The 14,481-nt window shown below is 61.3% G+C and carries 14 protein-coding genes; 1 reads left to right on the plus strand and 13 read right to left on the minus strand.

Translation table 11 applies throughout. The features are described 5' to 3' along the window. Positions 1–18 precede the first annotated feature (18 nt). Positions 19–1,386 carry a DUF3179 domain-containing protein gene (locus tag ACR0E2_RS06380; protein ID WP_480445722.1) on the plus strand — a complete coding sequence of 456 codons (1,368 nt, stop codon included), beginning with the start codon at positions 19–21 and terminating at the stop codon, positions 1,384–1,386. Positions 1,387–1,389: 3 nt separating this feature from the next. On the opposite strand, the gene ACR0E2_RS06385 is transcribed toward ACR0E2_RS06380, so the two are convergent. The 13 genes from ACR0E2_RS06385 to ACR0E2_RS06445 all read right to left on the minus strand — a co-directional run bounded on the left by ACR0E2_RS06385 (position 1,390) and on the right by ACR0E2_RS06445 (position 14,461). Continuing rightward, positions 1,390–3,075, minus strand: coding sequence for a chloride channel protein (locus ACR0E2_RS06385; protein ID WP_171114940.1), 1,686 nt, complete (start codon positions 3,073–3,075; stop codon positions 1,390–1,392). Between the two features lie 100 nt (positions 3,076–3,175). Continuing rightward, on the minus strand, positions 3,176–4,825 hold the full coding sequence (gene recN / locus ACR0E2_RS06390) for a DNA repair protein RecN (protein WP_480445724.1): 1,650 nt from the start codon (positions 4,823–4,825) through the stop codon (positions 3,176–3,178). A gap of 36 nt (positions 4,826–4,861) precedes the next feature. Then, a complete protein-coding gene (locus ACR0E2_RS06395; RefSeq protein ID WP_152458649.1) occupies positions 4,862–5,725 on the minus strand; it encodes an outer membrane protein assembly factor BamD in 864 nt (287 codons plus the stop codon). Positions 5,726–5,851: 126 nt separating this feature from the next. Beyond that, the gene (gene lpxC, locus ACR0E2_RS06400) at positions 5,852–6,772 is read right to left on the minus strand and encodes a UDP-3-O-acyl-N-acetylglucosamine deacetylase (RefSeq protein ID WP_480445726.1); all 921 of its coding nucleotides are present in this window, start codon (positions 6,770–6,772) and stop codon (positions 5,852–5,854) included. A 213-nt stretch (positions 6,773–6,985) separates the two neighbouring features. Beyond that, the gene (gene ftsZ / locus ACR0E2_RS06405) at positions 6,986–8,590 is read right to left on the minus strand and encodes a cell division protein FtsZ (protein WP_480445727.1); all 1,605 of its coding nucleotides are present in this window, start codon (positions 8,588–8,590) and stop codon (positions 6,986–6,988) included. A gap of 348 nt (positions 8,591–8,938) precedes the next feature. Then, positions 8,939–9,358, minus strand: a complete 420-nt coding sequence (locus tag ACR0E2_RS06410) for a hypothetical protein (RefSeq protein WP_171167231.1) — start codon at positions 9,356–9,358, stop codon at positions 8,939–8,941. Continuing rightward, positions 9,345–10,679 (minus strand): cell division protein FtsA, encoded by a 1,335-nt coding sequence (gene ftsA / locus ACR0E2_RS06415; protein ID WP_170344711.1) that lies wholly within the window; start codon positions 10,677–10,679, stop codon positions 9,345–9,347. Before ftsA ends, ACR0E2_RS06410 begins: the two co-directional genes overlap by 14 nt. Positions 10,680–10,687: 8 nt before the next feature. After that, the gene (locus tag ACR0E2_RS06420) at positions 10,688–11,695 is read right to left on the minus strand and encodes a cell division protein FtsQ/DivIB (RefSeq protein ID WP_480445729.1); all 1,008 of its coding nucleotides are present in this window, start codon (positions 11,693–11,695) and stop codon (positions 10,688–10,690) included. Next, positions 11,683–12,600 (minus strand): D-alanine--D-alanine ligase, encoded by a 918-nt coding sequence (locus ACR0E2_RS06425; protein WP_480445730.1) that lies wholly within the window; start codon positions 12,598–12,600, stop codon positions 11,683–11,685. The genes ACR0E2_RS06420 and ACR0E2_RS06425 overlap by 13 nt, the downstream gene beginning before the upstream one ends. A gap of 108 nt (positions 12,601–12,708) precedes the next feature. Continuing rightward, positions 12,709–13,635, minus strand: coding sequence for a UDP-N-acetylmuramate dehydrogenase (gene murB, locus ACR0E2_RS06430; RefSeq protein ID WP_480445732.1), 927 nt, complete (start codon positions 13,633–13,635; stop codon positions 12,709–12,711). Further along, the gene (locus ACR0E2_RS06435; RefSeq protein ID WP_480445733.1) at positions 13,632–13,925 is read right to left on the minus strand and encodes a hypothetical protein; all 294 of its coding nucleotides are present in this window, start codon (positions 13,923–13,925) and stop codon (positions 13,632–13,634) included. Before ACR0E2_RS06435 ends, murB begins: the two co-directional genes overlap by 4 nt. Positions 13,926–13,949: 24 nt before the next feature. Continuing rightward, positions 13,950–14,216, minus strand: a complete 267-nt coding sequence (locus ACR0E2_RS06440) for a DUF2484 family protein (RefSeq protein ID WP_152458657.1) — start codon at positions 14,214–14,216, stop codon at positions 13,950–13,952. After that, positions 14,213–14,461, minus strand: a complete 249-nt coding sequence (locus ACR0E2_RS06445; RefSeq protein ID WP_480445735.1) for a DUF2484 family protein — start codon at positions 14,459–14,461, stop codon at positions 14,213–14,215. Before ACR0E2_RS06445 ends, ACR0E2_RS06440 begins: the two co-directional genes overlap by 4 nt. Positions 14,462–14,481 lie beyond the last annotated feature (20 nt).

The raw sequence follows: 14,481 nt of genomic DNA on the forward strand, positions 1-14,481 counted from the left end.
GTAACACCGGAGGCTTCCATGTCGATGTCACGTCGCGGTTTTGCTGGGATGATCGGGGCTGGTGCAATGGCACCCGGTGTGCTGTGGGCGCAGCAGGATCCGGTTCTGGACGCGTTGCGCAGCACGCTGAGCGGGCGTCGGACCGCGTTTGAGGCGCAGATGGCGTATCTGAAGGACCGTGGCCAGCCGGATGTCGTGGCCGGGTTGCTGACTGCGATGCGTTATGCCGACAGGCGACGGGATGAGATTGTCGAGGTGATGGAGGCCTTGACCGGGCAACGGCACGGCAATGACTGGTTCGAGTGGATGCTGTGGCAGGAACGAAACCCGCAGATTGTCCCTCATCCGTCGCTGATCCCGTTCAAGCGCGAGGTTCTTCTGGGGATCGATCCGAACTTCGATCTGTTCCTGCGGCCCGAATATCTGCAACCCGACAAGATGAAGATCCGGCTGGAAGAGATCGCCTGGGGCGGTGTGTACAAGGATGGCATTCCGTCCCTGGACAATCCCACCCTGATCTCTGCTTCGAATGCGGGGTATCTGAAGGGTGATGATCTGGTATTCGGCGTGGCCATCAACGGGGATGAGCGTGCCTATCCCCTGCGGATCATGGGCTGGCACGAGATGTTCAACGAGGTGATCGGTGGCGTGCCCGTGGCGCTGGCCTATTGCACGCTTTGCGGGTCGGGCATCCTGTTTGAAACCCGGGTGGCGGGGCGGCGAAAGCCGTTCATTTTCGGGTCGTCAGGTTTCCTCTATCGTTCGAACAAGCTGATGTTTGACCGAGAGACGCATTCGCTGTGGAACCAGTATACCGGCAGGCCTGTTGTGGGGCCTTTGGCGAACAGCGGCATCACGTTGAAACAGCGCCCTGTGGTGATCACGACATGGGACAGTTGGAGGACCTCGCATCCCAAAACCCGTGTTCTGTCGCTGAACACCGGGCATCGGCGCAATTACGGATCAGGGGTCGTTTATCGCGACTATTTCGCCTCGAGCGAGCTGATGTTCCCGGCGGTTGTGGATCAGTCCCGGCATCGGCAGAAGGATTACATCTTTGCCGTGCGCCAGTTTGGTGCAGCCCGCGCCTGGCCTCTGGATGCGTTCAAGGGCAAACCGGTGATCAACGATGCAATCGGTCGGACACCTCTGGTTCTGATTGGCGATCCCAAAGAGCGCAGCGTGCGGGCCTATGAGCGAAAAACGCATGCGTTCCGGGCGACGCAAGGCGGGTTGCAGGATAGCGCGGGGAACGGTTGGACCGTCACGGAAGAGGCTTTGATCGGGCCGGATGGAACGCGTTTGCCACGAGTCGCCGGTCATGTTTCCTACTGGTTTGCGTGGGACAATTATCTGGGCGACGCAGCCAGCGTGTATGGTGAGTGAAACTCAGGAATGCTCTTCGGCAGCCGTGGCCGCAAGCGCCCTGTTATATGCCTTGAGCGCATCGACGTGATAGAGCGCCCCAACCGGAGTTTCAGAGCCGTCGTTTTCCAGAATGACAACCGGAATGCAGGGGATGTCGTCACGATCAAAATAGGGCATGGCGGCTTCCAGCGTGGCGCTGGCCTGAATGCACAGGCCCTGGTCGATCAGCCCCTGCGCCTCTTCCTTCGTGATCGACCGCGGATCCCCAAGCGGGCGCATCACCGCTCCGGCGCGAAGCATTGCCAGCAGATAAGCCTGCGGCCCCGCGGCCAGGTGGACATCACGCCGTTCCAGCTGGGTCAGGAAGAAAGACCGGTCCACAAGTCTCGAGGCCAAGGCCGTGGACATGGACACGCTAACCATCACGGCAAGGCCGATCTGCCAATCGCCGGTCAGTTCAAAAACGATCAAAGTGGTCGAGATGGGCGCGCCCAGCACCGCCGCAGCCACGGCGCCCATTCCGGCAAAGGCATAAAGCGTATGCGTGCCCGACACATCCGGCAGCAACCCGGTGGCGATCAGACCGAAGGCCAGCCCGGTCAACGCGCCGACCATCAGCGACGGAGAGAACACCCCCCCGCCCATGCGCCCGCCCATGGTAATCGCCACCGCGACCGTTTTGATCACCGCAAACAGGATGGCCGTGGTCAGCACCAGATCACCGGTCAGGGCGCGAATTGTCGTCTCGTACCCCACGCCGATGATATGCGGAAACCAGATCGCCATCAGCCCCAGCATCGCCCCGGACACTGCAGGGCGCAGCCAGGCCGGAATCGACAGGCGGTTCTGGATATGGCTGCCGATATCCTCGGCAAAGAAAATCGACCGCATCAGCAGCAGCGCAACAAGTCCGCAGATCAGGCCCAGGATCAGGAAGGCCGGAAGCTCGACATAGAATTGCAGCGATCCCGGCGTCTCCAGCGTGAATTCGGTGACGTCGCCATATTCCAGCCGGTTGATCACCGTTCCCGCGACCGAGGCGATGACGATCGGGGCAAAGGCGTGAACGGCGAAATGGCGCAGCACGACCTCGAGCGCGAACAAGGCCCCCGCAATGGGGGCGTTGAAGCTGGCCGACACGGCCGCGGCAACGGCACATCCCAACAGGTCACGTCCCGTGATCCCATCCGCGTGTATGCGGTTGCTGACCCATGTGGAAATCACTCCGGCCATATGCACCACCGGCCCCTCGCGGCCTGTTGACCCGCCCGAACTGAGCGTGATCAGCGAGGCAAAAAACGACGCGATGCCCGCCTTGACCTCGACCCGCCCGTCGGTGATGGCCGAACCTTCGATCACGTCGGCAACCGACCGGACTCGGCCGTCATTGGTGAACCGGTTCAGGATGATGCCGACGACCAGGCCACCGAAGATGGGAATGATCAGAACCATGAACCATGGCAGTTTCTCGGCGTGGCTGTGCAGCAGCAGGATGTCATCGGTATCGTAAAGATAGGCTTGCAGCGCACGGATGGCCTTGCGGAAGCCAAGCGCCATGAAACCGGCCGCGATCCCGATGGCCAGCGCAATGAACCAGAACTGGATCTGGCTTGGCCCCCGGCGCAGCATGACCCGCCACGCATCCTTGATCGCGGCCAGAGCCTGATTGAACTGGTTGCGCAGAACGGTGCGGGTCGATTGGGTCATTGGCCCTCGGGGATCATCACTTAACCCTTAGTAAGCCACGGAGCGCCCATATAAAAGTGAGATAGCGACAGTGTGAGCACCAATTCACGCCATCGCCGCGTCAGGCCTGCAACAGAGCCCGGGCGGCGGCACGGGCTTCTTCAGTGATGGTATCGCCGGCCACCATGCGCGCGATCTCGTCCACCCGATCCGGTTCGGCCAGAGGAATGACGGTGGACAGGGTTTGTCCGTCGGTAACCTGTTTCTGCACCCGCCAGTGATGCGCCGCCCGTGCGGCGACTTGAGGGGAATGGGTGACAACTAGAACCTGCCCGCCTTGGGCCAGCGACGCCAGCCTGCGCCCGACGGCATCGGCTGTTGCCCCACCGACACCGCGATCGATTTCGTCAAAGATCATCGTCCGGGCACTGTCGTCGCCAGACAGGCAGACCTTGAGGGCCAGCAGAAAGCGGCTGAGCTCACCCCCCGAGGCGATCTTGTTCAGCGGCCCCGCCGGCGCACCAGGGTTGGTGGCCACGGTGAAGGCCAGCGCGTCGGTGCCTTCGGGGCCGGGTTCAGCCGGGGTGATCTCGGTCTGGAATACGGCACGTTCCATCTTGAGCGGGGCCAGTTCCGCCATGACGGCCGCGTCAAGCCGCCCGGCGGCGGCCTTGCGCGCGGCGCTGAGGTCGGCTGCGGCGGCGTCATAGGCCTGTTGCGCCGCGTCCACGGCCGCTCGCCTGTCTGCCAGGTCGGCATCCCCTGCCTCCAACCGGTTCAACCGGTCACGCAGAGTGTCGGCAAACGAACCCAGATCATCCGGGGCCACGTCATGTTTGCGGGCCTGCGCACGGATGGCAAACAGGCGTTCCTCGGCCTGTTCCAATTCTGCCGGGTTGAAGTCCAGCGCCTGAAGGCAGGCATTCACGCCATCCTGCGCCTCGCCCAACTCGATCATCGCGCGCCCGAGCGCTGCTATCGGTTCTTCCAACTGGCCGCCCGCATTGTCCGAGACGCCTTCCAGCCAGCGGATGGCGTCGGACATGGCCCCTTCCGCCCCGTCCACGGACAACAGGGCAAAGGCACGCGCAACATCGTCGCGAATCCGCTCGGCCCCTTGCATCATGCGGCGGCGGGCATCCAGCTCGGCATCCTCACCGGGTTGCGGGTCTAGCTGGTCAAGTTCGGCGACCGCGTGACGCAGGAATTCTTCCTCGCTGCGGACGGCAGCCAGAGCGGCCTCGGTCTCGGCCAGCGCCTTGCGGGTACGGGACATCGCGGCCCAGGCGGTTCGCACGTTTGTCAGTTGCTCTGAAACCTGTGCGAATTCGTCCAGCATTGCCCGATGACCACGTGGGTTCAGCAAACCGCGGTCATCATGCTGTCCGTGCAGTTCGATCAGAGTCTCAGACAGCGCCCGCAGAACTTCGCCCGAGCAACGGCGGTCATTGACCCAGGCGGTCTTGCGCCCCTCGGCCGTGTTGACGCGACGCAGGATCAGTTCCTGGCCCCCCGGCAGGCCGGCTTCGGCCAGAATCGCATGTGCGGGATGATCGGCAGAGAGCTCGAATTCGGCGACGACCTCACCCTGCGCGGCCCCCTGCCGCACCAGTTCCGCGCGCCCTCGCCAGCCCAACACGAAGCCAAGCGAATCCAGCAGAATCGATTTGCCCGCACCGGTTTCGCCGGTCAGGGCGTTCAAGCCCGGCTGAAAGCTCAGTTCCAGCCGGTCGATGATCAGCATATCGCGGATATCAAGGGCGCGCAGCATGTGGTCTTCAGCGTCCCGGACCAAAGGCCATCGCGATTACAACCATTCACCTTTGATGGTCTGACGATAAATCGTGCTGAGCCAGTTGTTACCGCGGCTCTTGAGATCGAGCCCGCGAGAGGTCAACAGTTTGTACGCATCGTCATACCATTCCGAGGACTGGTAGTTGTAGCCAAGAATGGCACCTGCGGTCTGCGCCTCGTCCAGCAGGCCAAGCGACAGATAGGCCTCGACCAGACGATACAGTGCTTCGGCGGTGTGGGATGTGGTCTGAAAGTCTTCGACCACAACTCGGAACCGGTTGATCGCCGCGACATAGTGATCCTGACGCAGGTAGTAGCGCCCGATCTCCATTTCCTTGCCTGCCAGATGGTCGAAGGCCAGATCGAACTTCAGAACCGCCGATGTGGCGTATTCGCTGTCGGGATAGACCTCGATCACGGTCCGCAGAGATTGCAGCGCCTGGAAGGTCAGGCCCTGGTCACGACCGACTTCGTCGATCTGATCATAATAGCTGAGCGCCAGCAGATACTGCGCATAAGCAGCATCTTCATCCGTCGGATAGAAGTCGATATAGCGCTGCGCCGCCGCGCGGCTTTCTTCGTAATTCTGGTCCGAATGGAACGAAAACGCCTGCATGATCAGCGCGCGCTTGGCCCAATCCGAATATGGATACAAACGTTCTACTTCCGAGAAATACCACGCCGCATCGTCCGAGCGATTCTGCGACAGTTCGTATTCACCTCGGGTATAGATCTGTTCCGGCGTGAACCCTTCCAGATTCTGTTCACGGTCCGCGCCCTTGTTGCCAAAAAGGCCGCCGGCGTTGCCGCATGCCGTCAAAACTGCTGCCAGAAGAATCGCACCCGCGAATCTGACTGCCGCTTTGCTGCCAACCATACCGCCCATCCTTGTCGTCTTGCTTAATGGGGTTTGCCCCGATTTGAGCCATGGTCTAGCACAGAAAATTCCGGTGCAAAACGCCTTATGCGACTTCTGGCGCAAATGTCGTCAGAGTTGATCTGATCAGGCCACTTCGGGAATTTCGTTGACAACAAGCCCCTGCCCCGGCAGGCGCGCGGCCTGTTCCGGCGTGCACAGTACCGGACGTACGGCGCCCGGCGTTTCGAACAGGTTGCGCAGCAATGTGTTGGTCAGCGAATGACCCGACTTGTTTCCGGTGAAGTGACCCAAAATCGGCCCACCAGCCAGATAGAGATCACCCAGAGCATCCAGCATCTTGTGACGCACGGCCTCGTCGACCCGGCGGAAACCGCCCGGTGTCAGAACTTCGACGCCCTGAACGACCACGGCATTTTCAAGCGTGCCGCCCAAAGCCAACCCGTTTTCGCGCATCGCCTCGACATCCGTGCGACGGCAGAACGTTCGACAATCGCTGAGTTCACGCGCGAAGGAACCGTTGCGCATGTCCAGCGTTTTGCTCTGGCTGCCAATGGCACCGTCTTCGAAATCGATATGGAAGTCGATGATCAGCCCGTCAGCGGGCGCAAGGCTGGCGCTCGCGCCTTCGCGGGATGCGGTGACGGTTTTCAGAACCTCATAGGCCAATACCGGGCTGGCCTGACGGCGCACGCCTCTGGCCATAATGCCACGCACAAATTCGATCGAAGAGCCGTCCATGATCGGAACTTCCGGGCCGTCGATCTCGACAAGCGCGTTGTGCACGCCACATCCGGCCAATGCAGCCATGATATGTTCGACGGTGGAAACCGAAACACCGGCATCATTCACCAGACGCGTACAAAGCGGGGTCCGTTCAACCGCATAGTAGATCGCCGGGATCATCGCGTCGCCCAGTTGAATATCCGTCCGCTTGAACCAGATGCCATGACCAGCCGCCGCCGGTTTCAGGACCATGGTCGCCGGCTTACCAGTGTGCAGCCCGACGCCTTTAAACGTGACCGGAGATTTGAGCGTATGTTGCAAAATGGGCCTCGGTGAGTAGTGTCCAGCCTGCTTGGGCCGTGTTGGACACTGAGTTAAGGAAGCCCGCGTCAAGGCTCAACTCACTCTTTGCAACCGATTGAAACATGTATGTAACAGATCGGCAAAACCCTGCTCACATAGTTGCAAGTTACTGTTAATAAACAATTAAGGGCCGCCAAATGGCAGCCCTTTGAGTGGATTTTGTTACCGTGATCAGTTGGCTTGACGGCGCAGGAAGGCCGGAATTTCGATGCGGTCCTGATCCGGATCGGCCTCTTCCTGAAGCGGCGCGGTCGCCTCGGACTGTCGCAAAACGGGTTGCTGCCGCGGCGGTTGGGCCGGTGTATCCGAGGCATGACCTGTCATCCGATCGATCAGACGATTGAAGCCAAAACGCGACCGCTCCTCGGGTTCCGGTTGCGAAACCGCTTCGGGCTGGCGGGGCGCTGCCGGTCGCTGTGGCGCCGACGGAACCTTCTGCACAGCAGCCTGCAAACGCTGCAACGCTTCGGGCGACGGGGTGCCGGCAGCATGCCCGCGTGGTGCCACAAATGCCTCGGGCGCGGGCTCAACATGCTCGGGCTGCGGTTCGAATTCGGCCACACGCGGCTGATAAGCAGGTGGCGGCAGGCCATCATCGTCTCGCTCGTCGCGCGGCTGGAATTGCGGCTGCGCCGGTTCTTCGGCGGCTTCGAACAGTGAAGGTTCGCGGTTTTCTTCCGGCTGCGGGGCAGGCTCTGCTGCGTCGGCAACCACCCGGGCTTCTTCCTGAACATGCTCTTCAGCCGAAACCGTGCGGGTCAGCGGTTCGGACATCGAACGGCGGGCCACCGGGACTTCGGTCGTTTTTTCGCTGGCGTCGATGCCGGTCGCAACAACCGACACGCGCATTCCGCCTTCCATGGCGGTATCCAGCGTCGAGCCGACGATGATATTGGCCTCGGGATCCACTTCCTCGCGGATGCGGTTGGCGGCTTCGTCCAGCTCGAACAGGGTCAGGTCGTGCGAGCCGGTGATGTTGATCAGCACGCCTTTGGCGCCCTTGAGGCTGATTTCGTCCAACAGCGGGTTTGCAATGGCCTTTTCCGCCGCCTGGATGGCGCGGTCTTCGCCTGTTGCCTCGCCGGTGCCCATCATCGCCTTGCCCATCTCGTCCATCACGGCGCGAACGTCGGCAAAGTCGAGGTTGATCAGGCCGGGGCGCACCATCAGGTCGGTCACGCCTTTGACGCCCTGATACAGAACGTCGTCAGCCATCGAGAACGCCTCGGTAAAGGTGGTTTTTTCATTGGCCAGACGGAACAGGTTCTGGTTGGGAATGATGATCAGCGTATCGACGACCTTTTGCAGCGCCTCGACGCCGTCTTCGGCCTGACGCATCCGCTTGGCACCTTCGAACTGGAAGGGCTTGGTGACGACACCGACGGTCAGAACACCCAGCTCACGCGCGGCCTGCGCGATGATCGGAGCAGCCCCTGTACCGGTACCGCCGCCCATACCGGCGGTGATGAAGCACATATGCGCGCCGGCAAGGTGGTCCACGATCTGTTCGATGCTTTCCTCGGCGGCGGCCGCGCCTACGGTCGGGCGGGCCCCTGCCCCCAGACCTTCGGTGACTTTCACGCCCAGCTGCACCCGCGCCGAGGACTGGCTTTGTTGCAGTGCCTGTGCGTCGGTGTTGGCGACCACGAAATCAACGCCGTCCAACTGTTTTTCAATCATGTTGTTGACGGCGTTCCCGCCTGCGCCGCCAACGCCAAATACTGTAATCCGAGGCTTCAGTTCGTCGTGCCCGGGCATCGAAAGATTCAATGTCATGCTCTGTCCGCCTGTATTTATGTCCCGCCAAAGCGGTGTTTTTCTTACCTATCCTTGTACGATTCTAACGGCCTGATGCCAAAAGGTCACGTCAAAAATCGCGTTTTCCCACAAAATATGGAGGAAATAAGGCATAAACCGGCGGCATTTCGCAGGTCATGCCAGATATAGCGGAAACAACGGCGACCATCACTAGACAACCGGCATGAACGCGAGGACACATTCGTTCATCGCGCTCTGATCGACTGCCATATACACTGCGGAAAACTGCTCAGGTCCTGCCGCGAGGCCTCTTTCGGGCCTTGTGGATATCTTGCGGGATAAATCGAAACGCTGCAACCGGTTTCTTCAGCTGAGCGGTGCATTTGGACAGTCCAAGCCGCGGTCCGTCATGGATCGCACTTCCTGTATTTCCCCATCGACGAATGAGGCAAGCCGCACCATCAAACGACCTTCATGCAAAAACGGCCACCAACAGACCGGAATGCCGTCCGGGTCATTGTCGTACAGAAAACACAACTGACCGTTTGGCGTCGTGATCTGCCCGTAGACACAGCCCTGCCCCTCTTCGCGCCAGACCGACATGCGGCGGTTCAGGAATTGTTCGGTTCCCACCAGGCCACCGCTGCGGATTTCGTAGAATGTCAGAGTTTTGCCGACCGCCGCGTCCAGAAACGCTTCGGGCGTGATCATGGTCTGGGCCGAGGCCCAGCCAGGCAGCAGCGCCGCGCACAGAGCACCCCCGCGCAGGACTCTACCAGTTGTCACGGAACCACCGTACGGCGCGCTTGAACGGGCGCGCGGCATAGGTGTCGACCGGGATTTCAAAATCCCACCATTCATCCTGAGGATGGGCCGCAAACAGGCTGAGGCCGACAGCGGACGAGAACCCGGGCCCGGTGGCTGATTGCGGCAGGCCATGCACGCGCAAGGGGCGGCCCAAGCGAACGCGCTGACCGAGGATGCGCGTGGCCAACCCGTCCAGCCCCATGATCTGGCTGCCGCCGCCGGTCAGCACGATCTGCTGGCTTGGCATATGTTCAAACCCGGCGGCGTCCAGCCGGACGCGGACCTCTTCAAGAATTTCCTCGACACGCGGGCGCATGATGCCGATCAGTTCAGCGCGGCTGACGGTGCGGCGGTCGTGTTCCCAGTCGCCGGTATCACCACCGATATCAATCATATCCCTGTCGTCGGCCCCGGTGGCATGAACGCCACCATTGAATGTCTTGATCCGTTCCGCCACGGCGGCAGGCACACCCAGGCCCATCGAGATATCGGCGGTCACGTGATCGCCGCCCATGCGCACGCAATCGGCATAGATCATGTGCTTTTTCATGAAGATCGACACGCTTGTGGTGCCGCCGCCCATGTCGATACAGGCCGCGCCCAGTTCCTGCTCGTCTTCGACCAGCGCCGAGATGCCCGAGACATAGGCCGAGTTGGCAATACCCGCGAGTTCAAGATCGCAGCGCTTGATACAGCGCACGATGTTCTGGATCGCTGACGAATCCACGGTTAGCATATGCATGTCGACCGCAAGGCTCTGGCCCATCTGCCCGCGCGGGTCGATCAGGCCAGACCGGTTGTCGAGCGCGAAATTCACCGGTTGAGCATGCAGCACTTCGCGCCCGTCACCATAATCCGGCACGTCGCAGGCGTTCAGAACCCGGCCCACTTCGGCCTCGGTCACGATCTGACCGTCCAGATCGACTTGCGCATCCAGCCCGTAAGAGCGCGGGTTCGCGCCCGAGAAACAGGCGATAACATGGTCGACGCGGATGTCGGCCATCTTCTGTGCGGCCTGAAGCGCGGTGCGGATGGCACGTTCGGTTTCCTGCATGGCGGTGACTTCGCCAAACTGGACGCCCCGCGACCGGGTGGTCGCGGCACCGATGACGCGAAAGCCCGTCTGCCCCGCCATGGAACCGATGGTATTGTCTTCGCTCAGCCGACCAGTTCCGTCAAAGCGCAGCACAAGACAGGCGATTTTCGAGCTGCCCACATCCAGAATCGCAATCACACCGCGTTGCAAAGCCTGCCGCCGCATCTGACGCATGGCACGTTGGGACTGATAAAGATCGGTCATCATGGTCGTTACTGCCCGTTACTCACTGTCACTTTTGTGTTCCACCAGTCTTCGCTGGCGGCTTTGGTCATTCGGATGGTCGGACGCTGCCCGAGGCGCATGTCGACCACGGCCACGTCACGTTCCAGAAGGTCCTGCACCTCGTTCACGGCAAGCACGCGTTCCAGCGCACGCACCGGGCGTTCGGTCGGCAGCATGATGCGCTGGCCACGGTCCAGCACCAGATCCCAGCGCCGCTCTCCCACGCGCACCAAGCCGCGCACGCGATTGCCCAGGCTGCGCGAAGTCCGCAGAAGCTCCAGTGCTTCTCCGACATGATCGTCGGCGCCCGTCCCCGCGATCAGCGGCAGATCGGCGTGATCCTTGCGAGAGTTGGCTTCCTTGACATGCGCGCCTGTCTCATCCAGCAGTTCAAGCCCCTCGCGCGTTCGCCAGACGATCACCGGCTGACGCTCGACGACATCGACTTGCAGGATGCCTCCGGGGCGGATTCTGACGGTTGCGGATTTCACCGGGTCCAGCCCGGTGATCGTGTCGCGGATCTGTTCCACATCCAGATCCCAGGAACTGATCGGGAAATCCAGCGGCACGATTTCGCGGATGTCTTCGGACAGGTCGGTTCCGGCCCCGTCGATGGCCATCAGGTTGACCATGAATTCGGGGCGCTCCTGAATCGAAGTGCGCACGTCGGCGATATAAGCGGCAAGTGCGTCGCGACGGTCCTGCGAGGCAAAGAAGATGCCAAGCGCGGCAGCGATGGCGCAGATCGGCAGGCCGACCTTGACACCAAGGCGAATGCCCGGCGTCAGCATCCAACGTTGCAGCCGATAGCTGAGACGGGACGGCGCAGGGTCACTGCGTCTTGCAGAGCGGGAAAACACACGCGCACCGCGCAGGCGCAAAAGCGGTTCGGCCTCGTGCGAGTCCGTGTCGGCCGAAGCGAAATCCGCATCCGGCCCTGCAACAGGTTTGGTTCGATGGATTTCCAACGCGCGGCTGGCGGTCAGCGGTCGCATGAGGCGTCCTCCACCATCCAGGCGCAGAGCTGGCCGAATGTCATTCCAAGATGAGCGGCCTGTTCCGGGACCAGAGAGGTCGGCGTCATGCCGGGCTGGGTATTGGTTTCCAGCAGGAACAACCCATCGGCACCCATGCTGTCATCCCAGCGGAAATCGGTGCGGGACACACCCTTGCACCCCAGCACATTATGCGCCCGCACGGCATAGTCCATGCAGCGGTCAAAGATGTCCTGCGGGATGTCGGCGGGCAGGACATGCCACGAGCCGCCGGGCTTGTACTTGGCGTCATAGTCGTACCAGCCGCCATCTGTCATGATTTCGGTCACGGTCAGGGCGCGGTCGCCCATCACGGTCACGGTCAACTCGCGGCCCGCCACGTATTTCTCGACCATCACCAGATCGGGCATCGCCTCGTCCAGCTGCGGCGGGCCGTTGGCATTTTCGTGGACGATGTAAATCCCAACGCTGGAGCCTTCATTGTTCGGCTTGGCCACATAGGGCGGCTCCATCACGTGAACTTCGACCACCTCGACCTTGGGCACGATCACGCTCGGTACGACGGGCAGCCCTTCGGTTTGGTAAATCTCTTTGCTGCGCTGCTTGTCCATTGCCAGCGCCGAGGCCAGAACACCGGAATGGGTGTAAGGGATACGCATCCACTCCAACAGGCCTTGCACACGCCCATCTTCGCCCCAGCGGCCATGCAGGGCGTTGAAAACCACATCCGGTTTGATGTCCACAAGGCGCGCGCAGAGGTCGGGACCTGCGTCCAGTTCGACCACTTCAAAGCCTTCTCCCACAAGGGCGGCCGCGCATTCGCGCCCAGAGCTGAGAGACACCTCGCGTTCCGCCGAGGGTCCACCCATCAATACCGCCACTTTGGGGTTTGTCCTGCTCGACATACCCAATGTGCGCCTCAATGTCCCCGGACCTTATGTGGTGGTCCGTACTGCGTTTATGCCTTTGATCCGTCGCCTGAATTTGCCTGTTATGGTCTGACGGTTGGGGCTTTATTCTGTCAGCGGATCACCGACCCGCATGATTTCCCACTCTAGCGTGATGCCGCTTGTTTCGTAAACCTTTTTTCGCACCTCTTCGCCAAGACCTTCAAGGTCGGCTGCGGTGGCCGAGCCGGTATTGATCAGGAAATTCGAGTGCTTCGGGCTCATCTGCGCACCGCCAAGCGTCGCGCCGCGCATTCCGGCGTCGTCGATCACTTTCCACGCCTTGAGGTCATGCACGTCATCCGCCTGCCCGGTCGAAGAAAACCCGGCTGGATTGCGAAAGGTCGACCCTGCGCTGCGATCTTTGGTGGGCTGGGTTTCGTCGCGCTTTTTCAACTGTGCCTCCATACGGGCATGGAGGTCTTGGGGATTGCCCGAAGGGCCCTCGAACGTGGCCGAAACCAGCACTGCGCCTTCCGGCAGGTCGGTCTGGCGATAGCGAAAGTTCAAGTCTTCGGGCGTCAGGTCCACAATATCCCCTTGCCGGGTGACAATCGTGGCCTTGCGCAGAACATCCGCCGTATAGCTGCTATAGCAGCCCGCGTTCATCCGCACCGCGCCGCCGATCGAGCCCGGAATGGTGCGCAGAAAGGTCAGGTCGACACCGGCATCTGCCGCCTTGCGCGCAACATGCGCATCCAGTGCCGCAGCCCCTGCCGTTACCGTGTTGCCGTCAACCGAGATCGCGTTGAACCCGCGCCCCAGCCGGATCACCACGGCCCGCAGCCCCCCATCCCGAACGATCAGGTTCGAACCGACACCCATCGGAAAGATCGGGGTTTGTGCCGGCAGTTCTCGCAGGAAGGCTTGCAGGTCTTCGATATCGGCAGGCTGGAACAGGTAATCGGCCGGGCCGCCAACGCGAAGCCATGTGAGCTCAGAGAGAGGCCGCGCCCGAGACAGGCGACCTTTCGGAACGGGAAGCGTTGTCATGCGTCTGCACGCACCGCCAGGCTGCGTCCGCCCACACCGCCCATGATCGCGGCGAACAGAAAGGGAAGAACGCCGGCGGTCAGCCAGACCAGCGGGCCGAACGCCTGTTCTTCTTCGCCGGTGCCAATACCGGCCAGCACCACGATCAACGCCAGCCCGACGGCCGAGGCCAGACCGATCAGCCACAACAAGCCGCGCAGGCCCAGCCAACGGCCCGCCGTGAAACCAGCGGCGACACCTAGCAGGAAAGAAAGAATTGGCAGATAGGCAAATGTGGCGACGGACGCCATGGCGGACCTCCTGAAACTGGCCGGTTATTCGTCAGCCGCCTTCATGCCCTGCATTTTCATCTTTGTCCAACGGGTCAGATAAATCACGGGCCAGCGCAGCACGGACATACCCATGGCCAGCACCAGCAAGCCGATCCACGGGCCGTTCTGATAGGTGACATACCCCAGAATCGGAATGCCCACGGCGATCAGGATATAGGCGCGTGTCCAGTGGTTGTCTTTGCTCGGGATCATTGCCAGCAGATTCGCGGAAACGCCCCACAGACCGGCAAGGACGATGGACCAGTTCATTCCATGACCTCCCCGCGCACCCATTTTTTCCAATAATACCGGATGGGGTTGCGGAACATCGAAACGAATCCGCCGAAGGCGAAAACCGACCAGAACCAACCGTGATCATAACCCAGCCAGACGATCAGAACCGGAGCGCAGATCAGCAGGGTCACGCCCGGCGGAAACTGCATTCGCATCGGCAAGAACGCCACGATCGTGGCGCAGATCACCCAAAGGGCGGCAAGGATCATCGAAAAGTCCATCTGTCCCCTCTTAGGACATG

This window comes from Ruegeria sp. A4, from assembly GCF_056543025.1.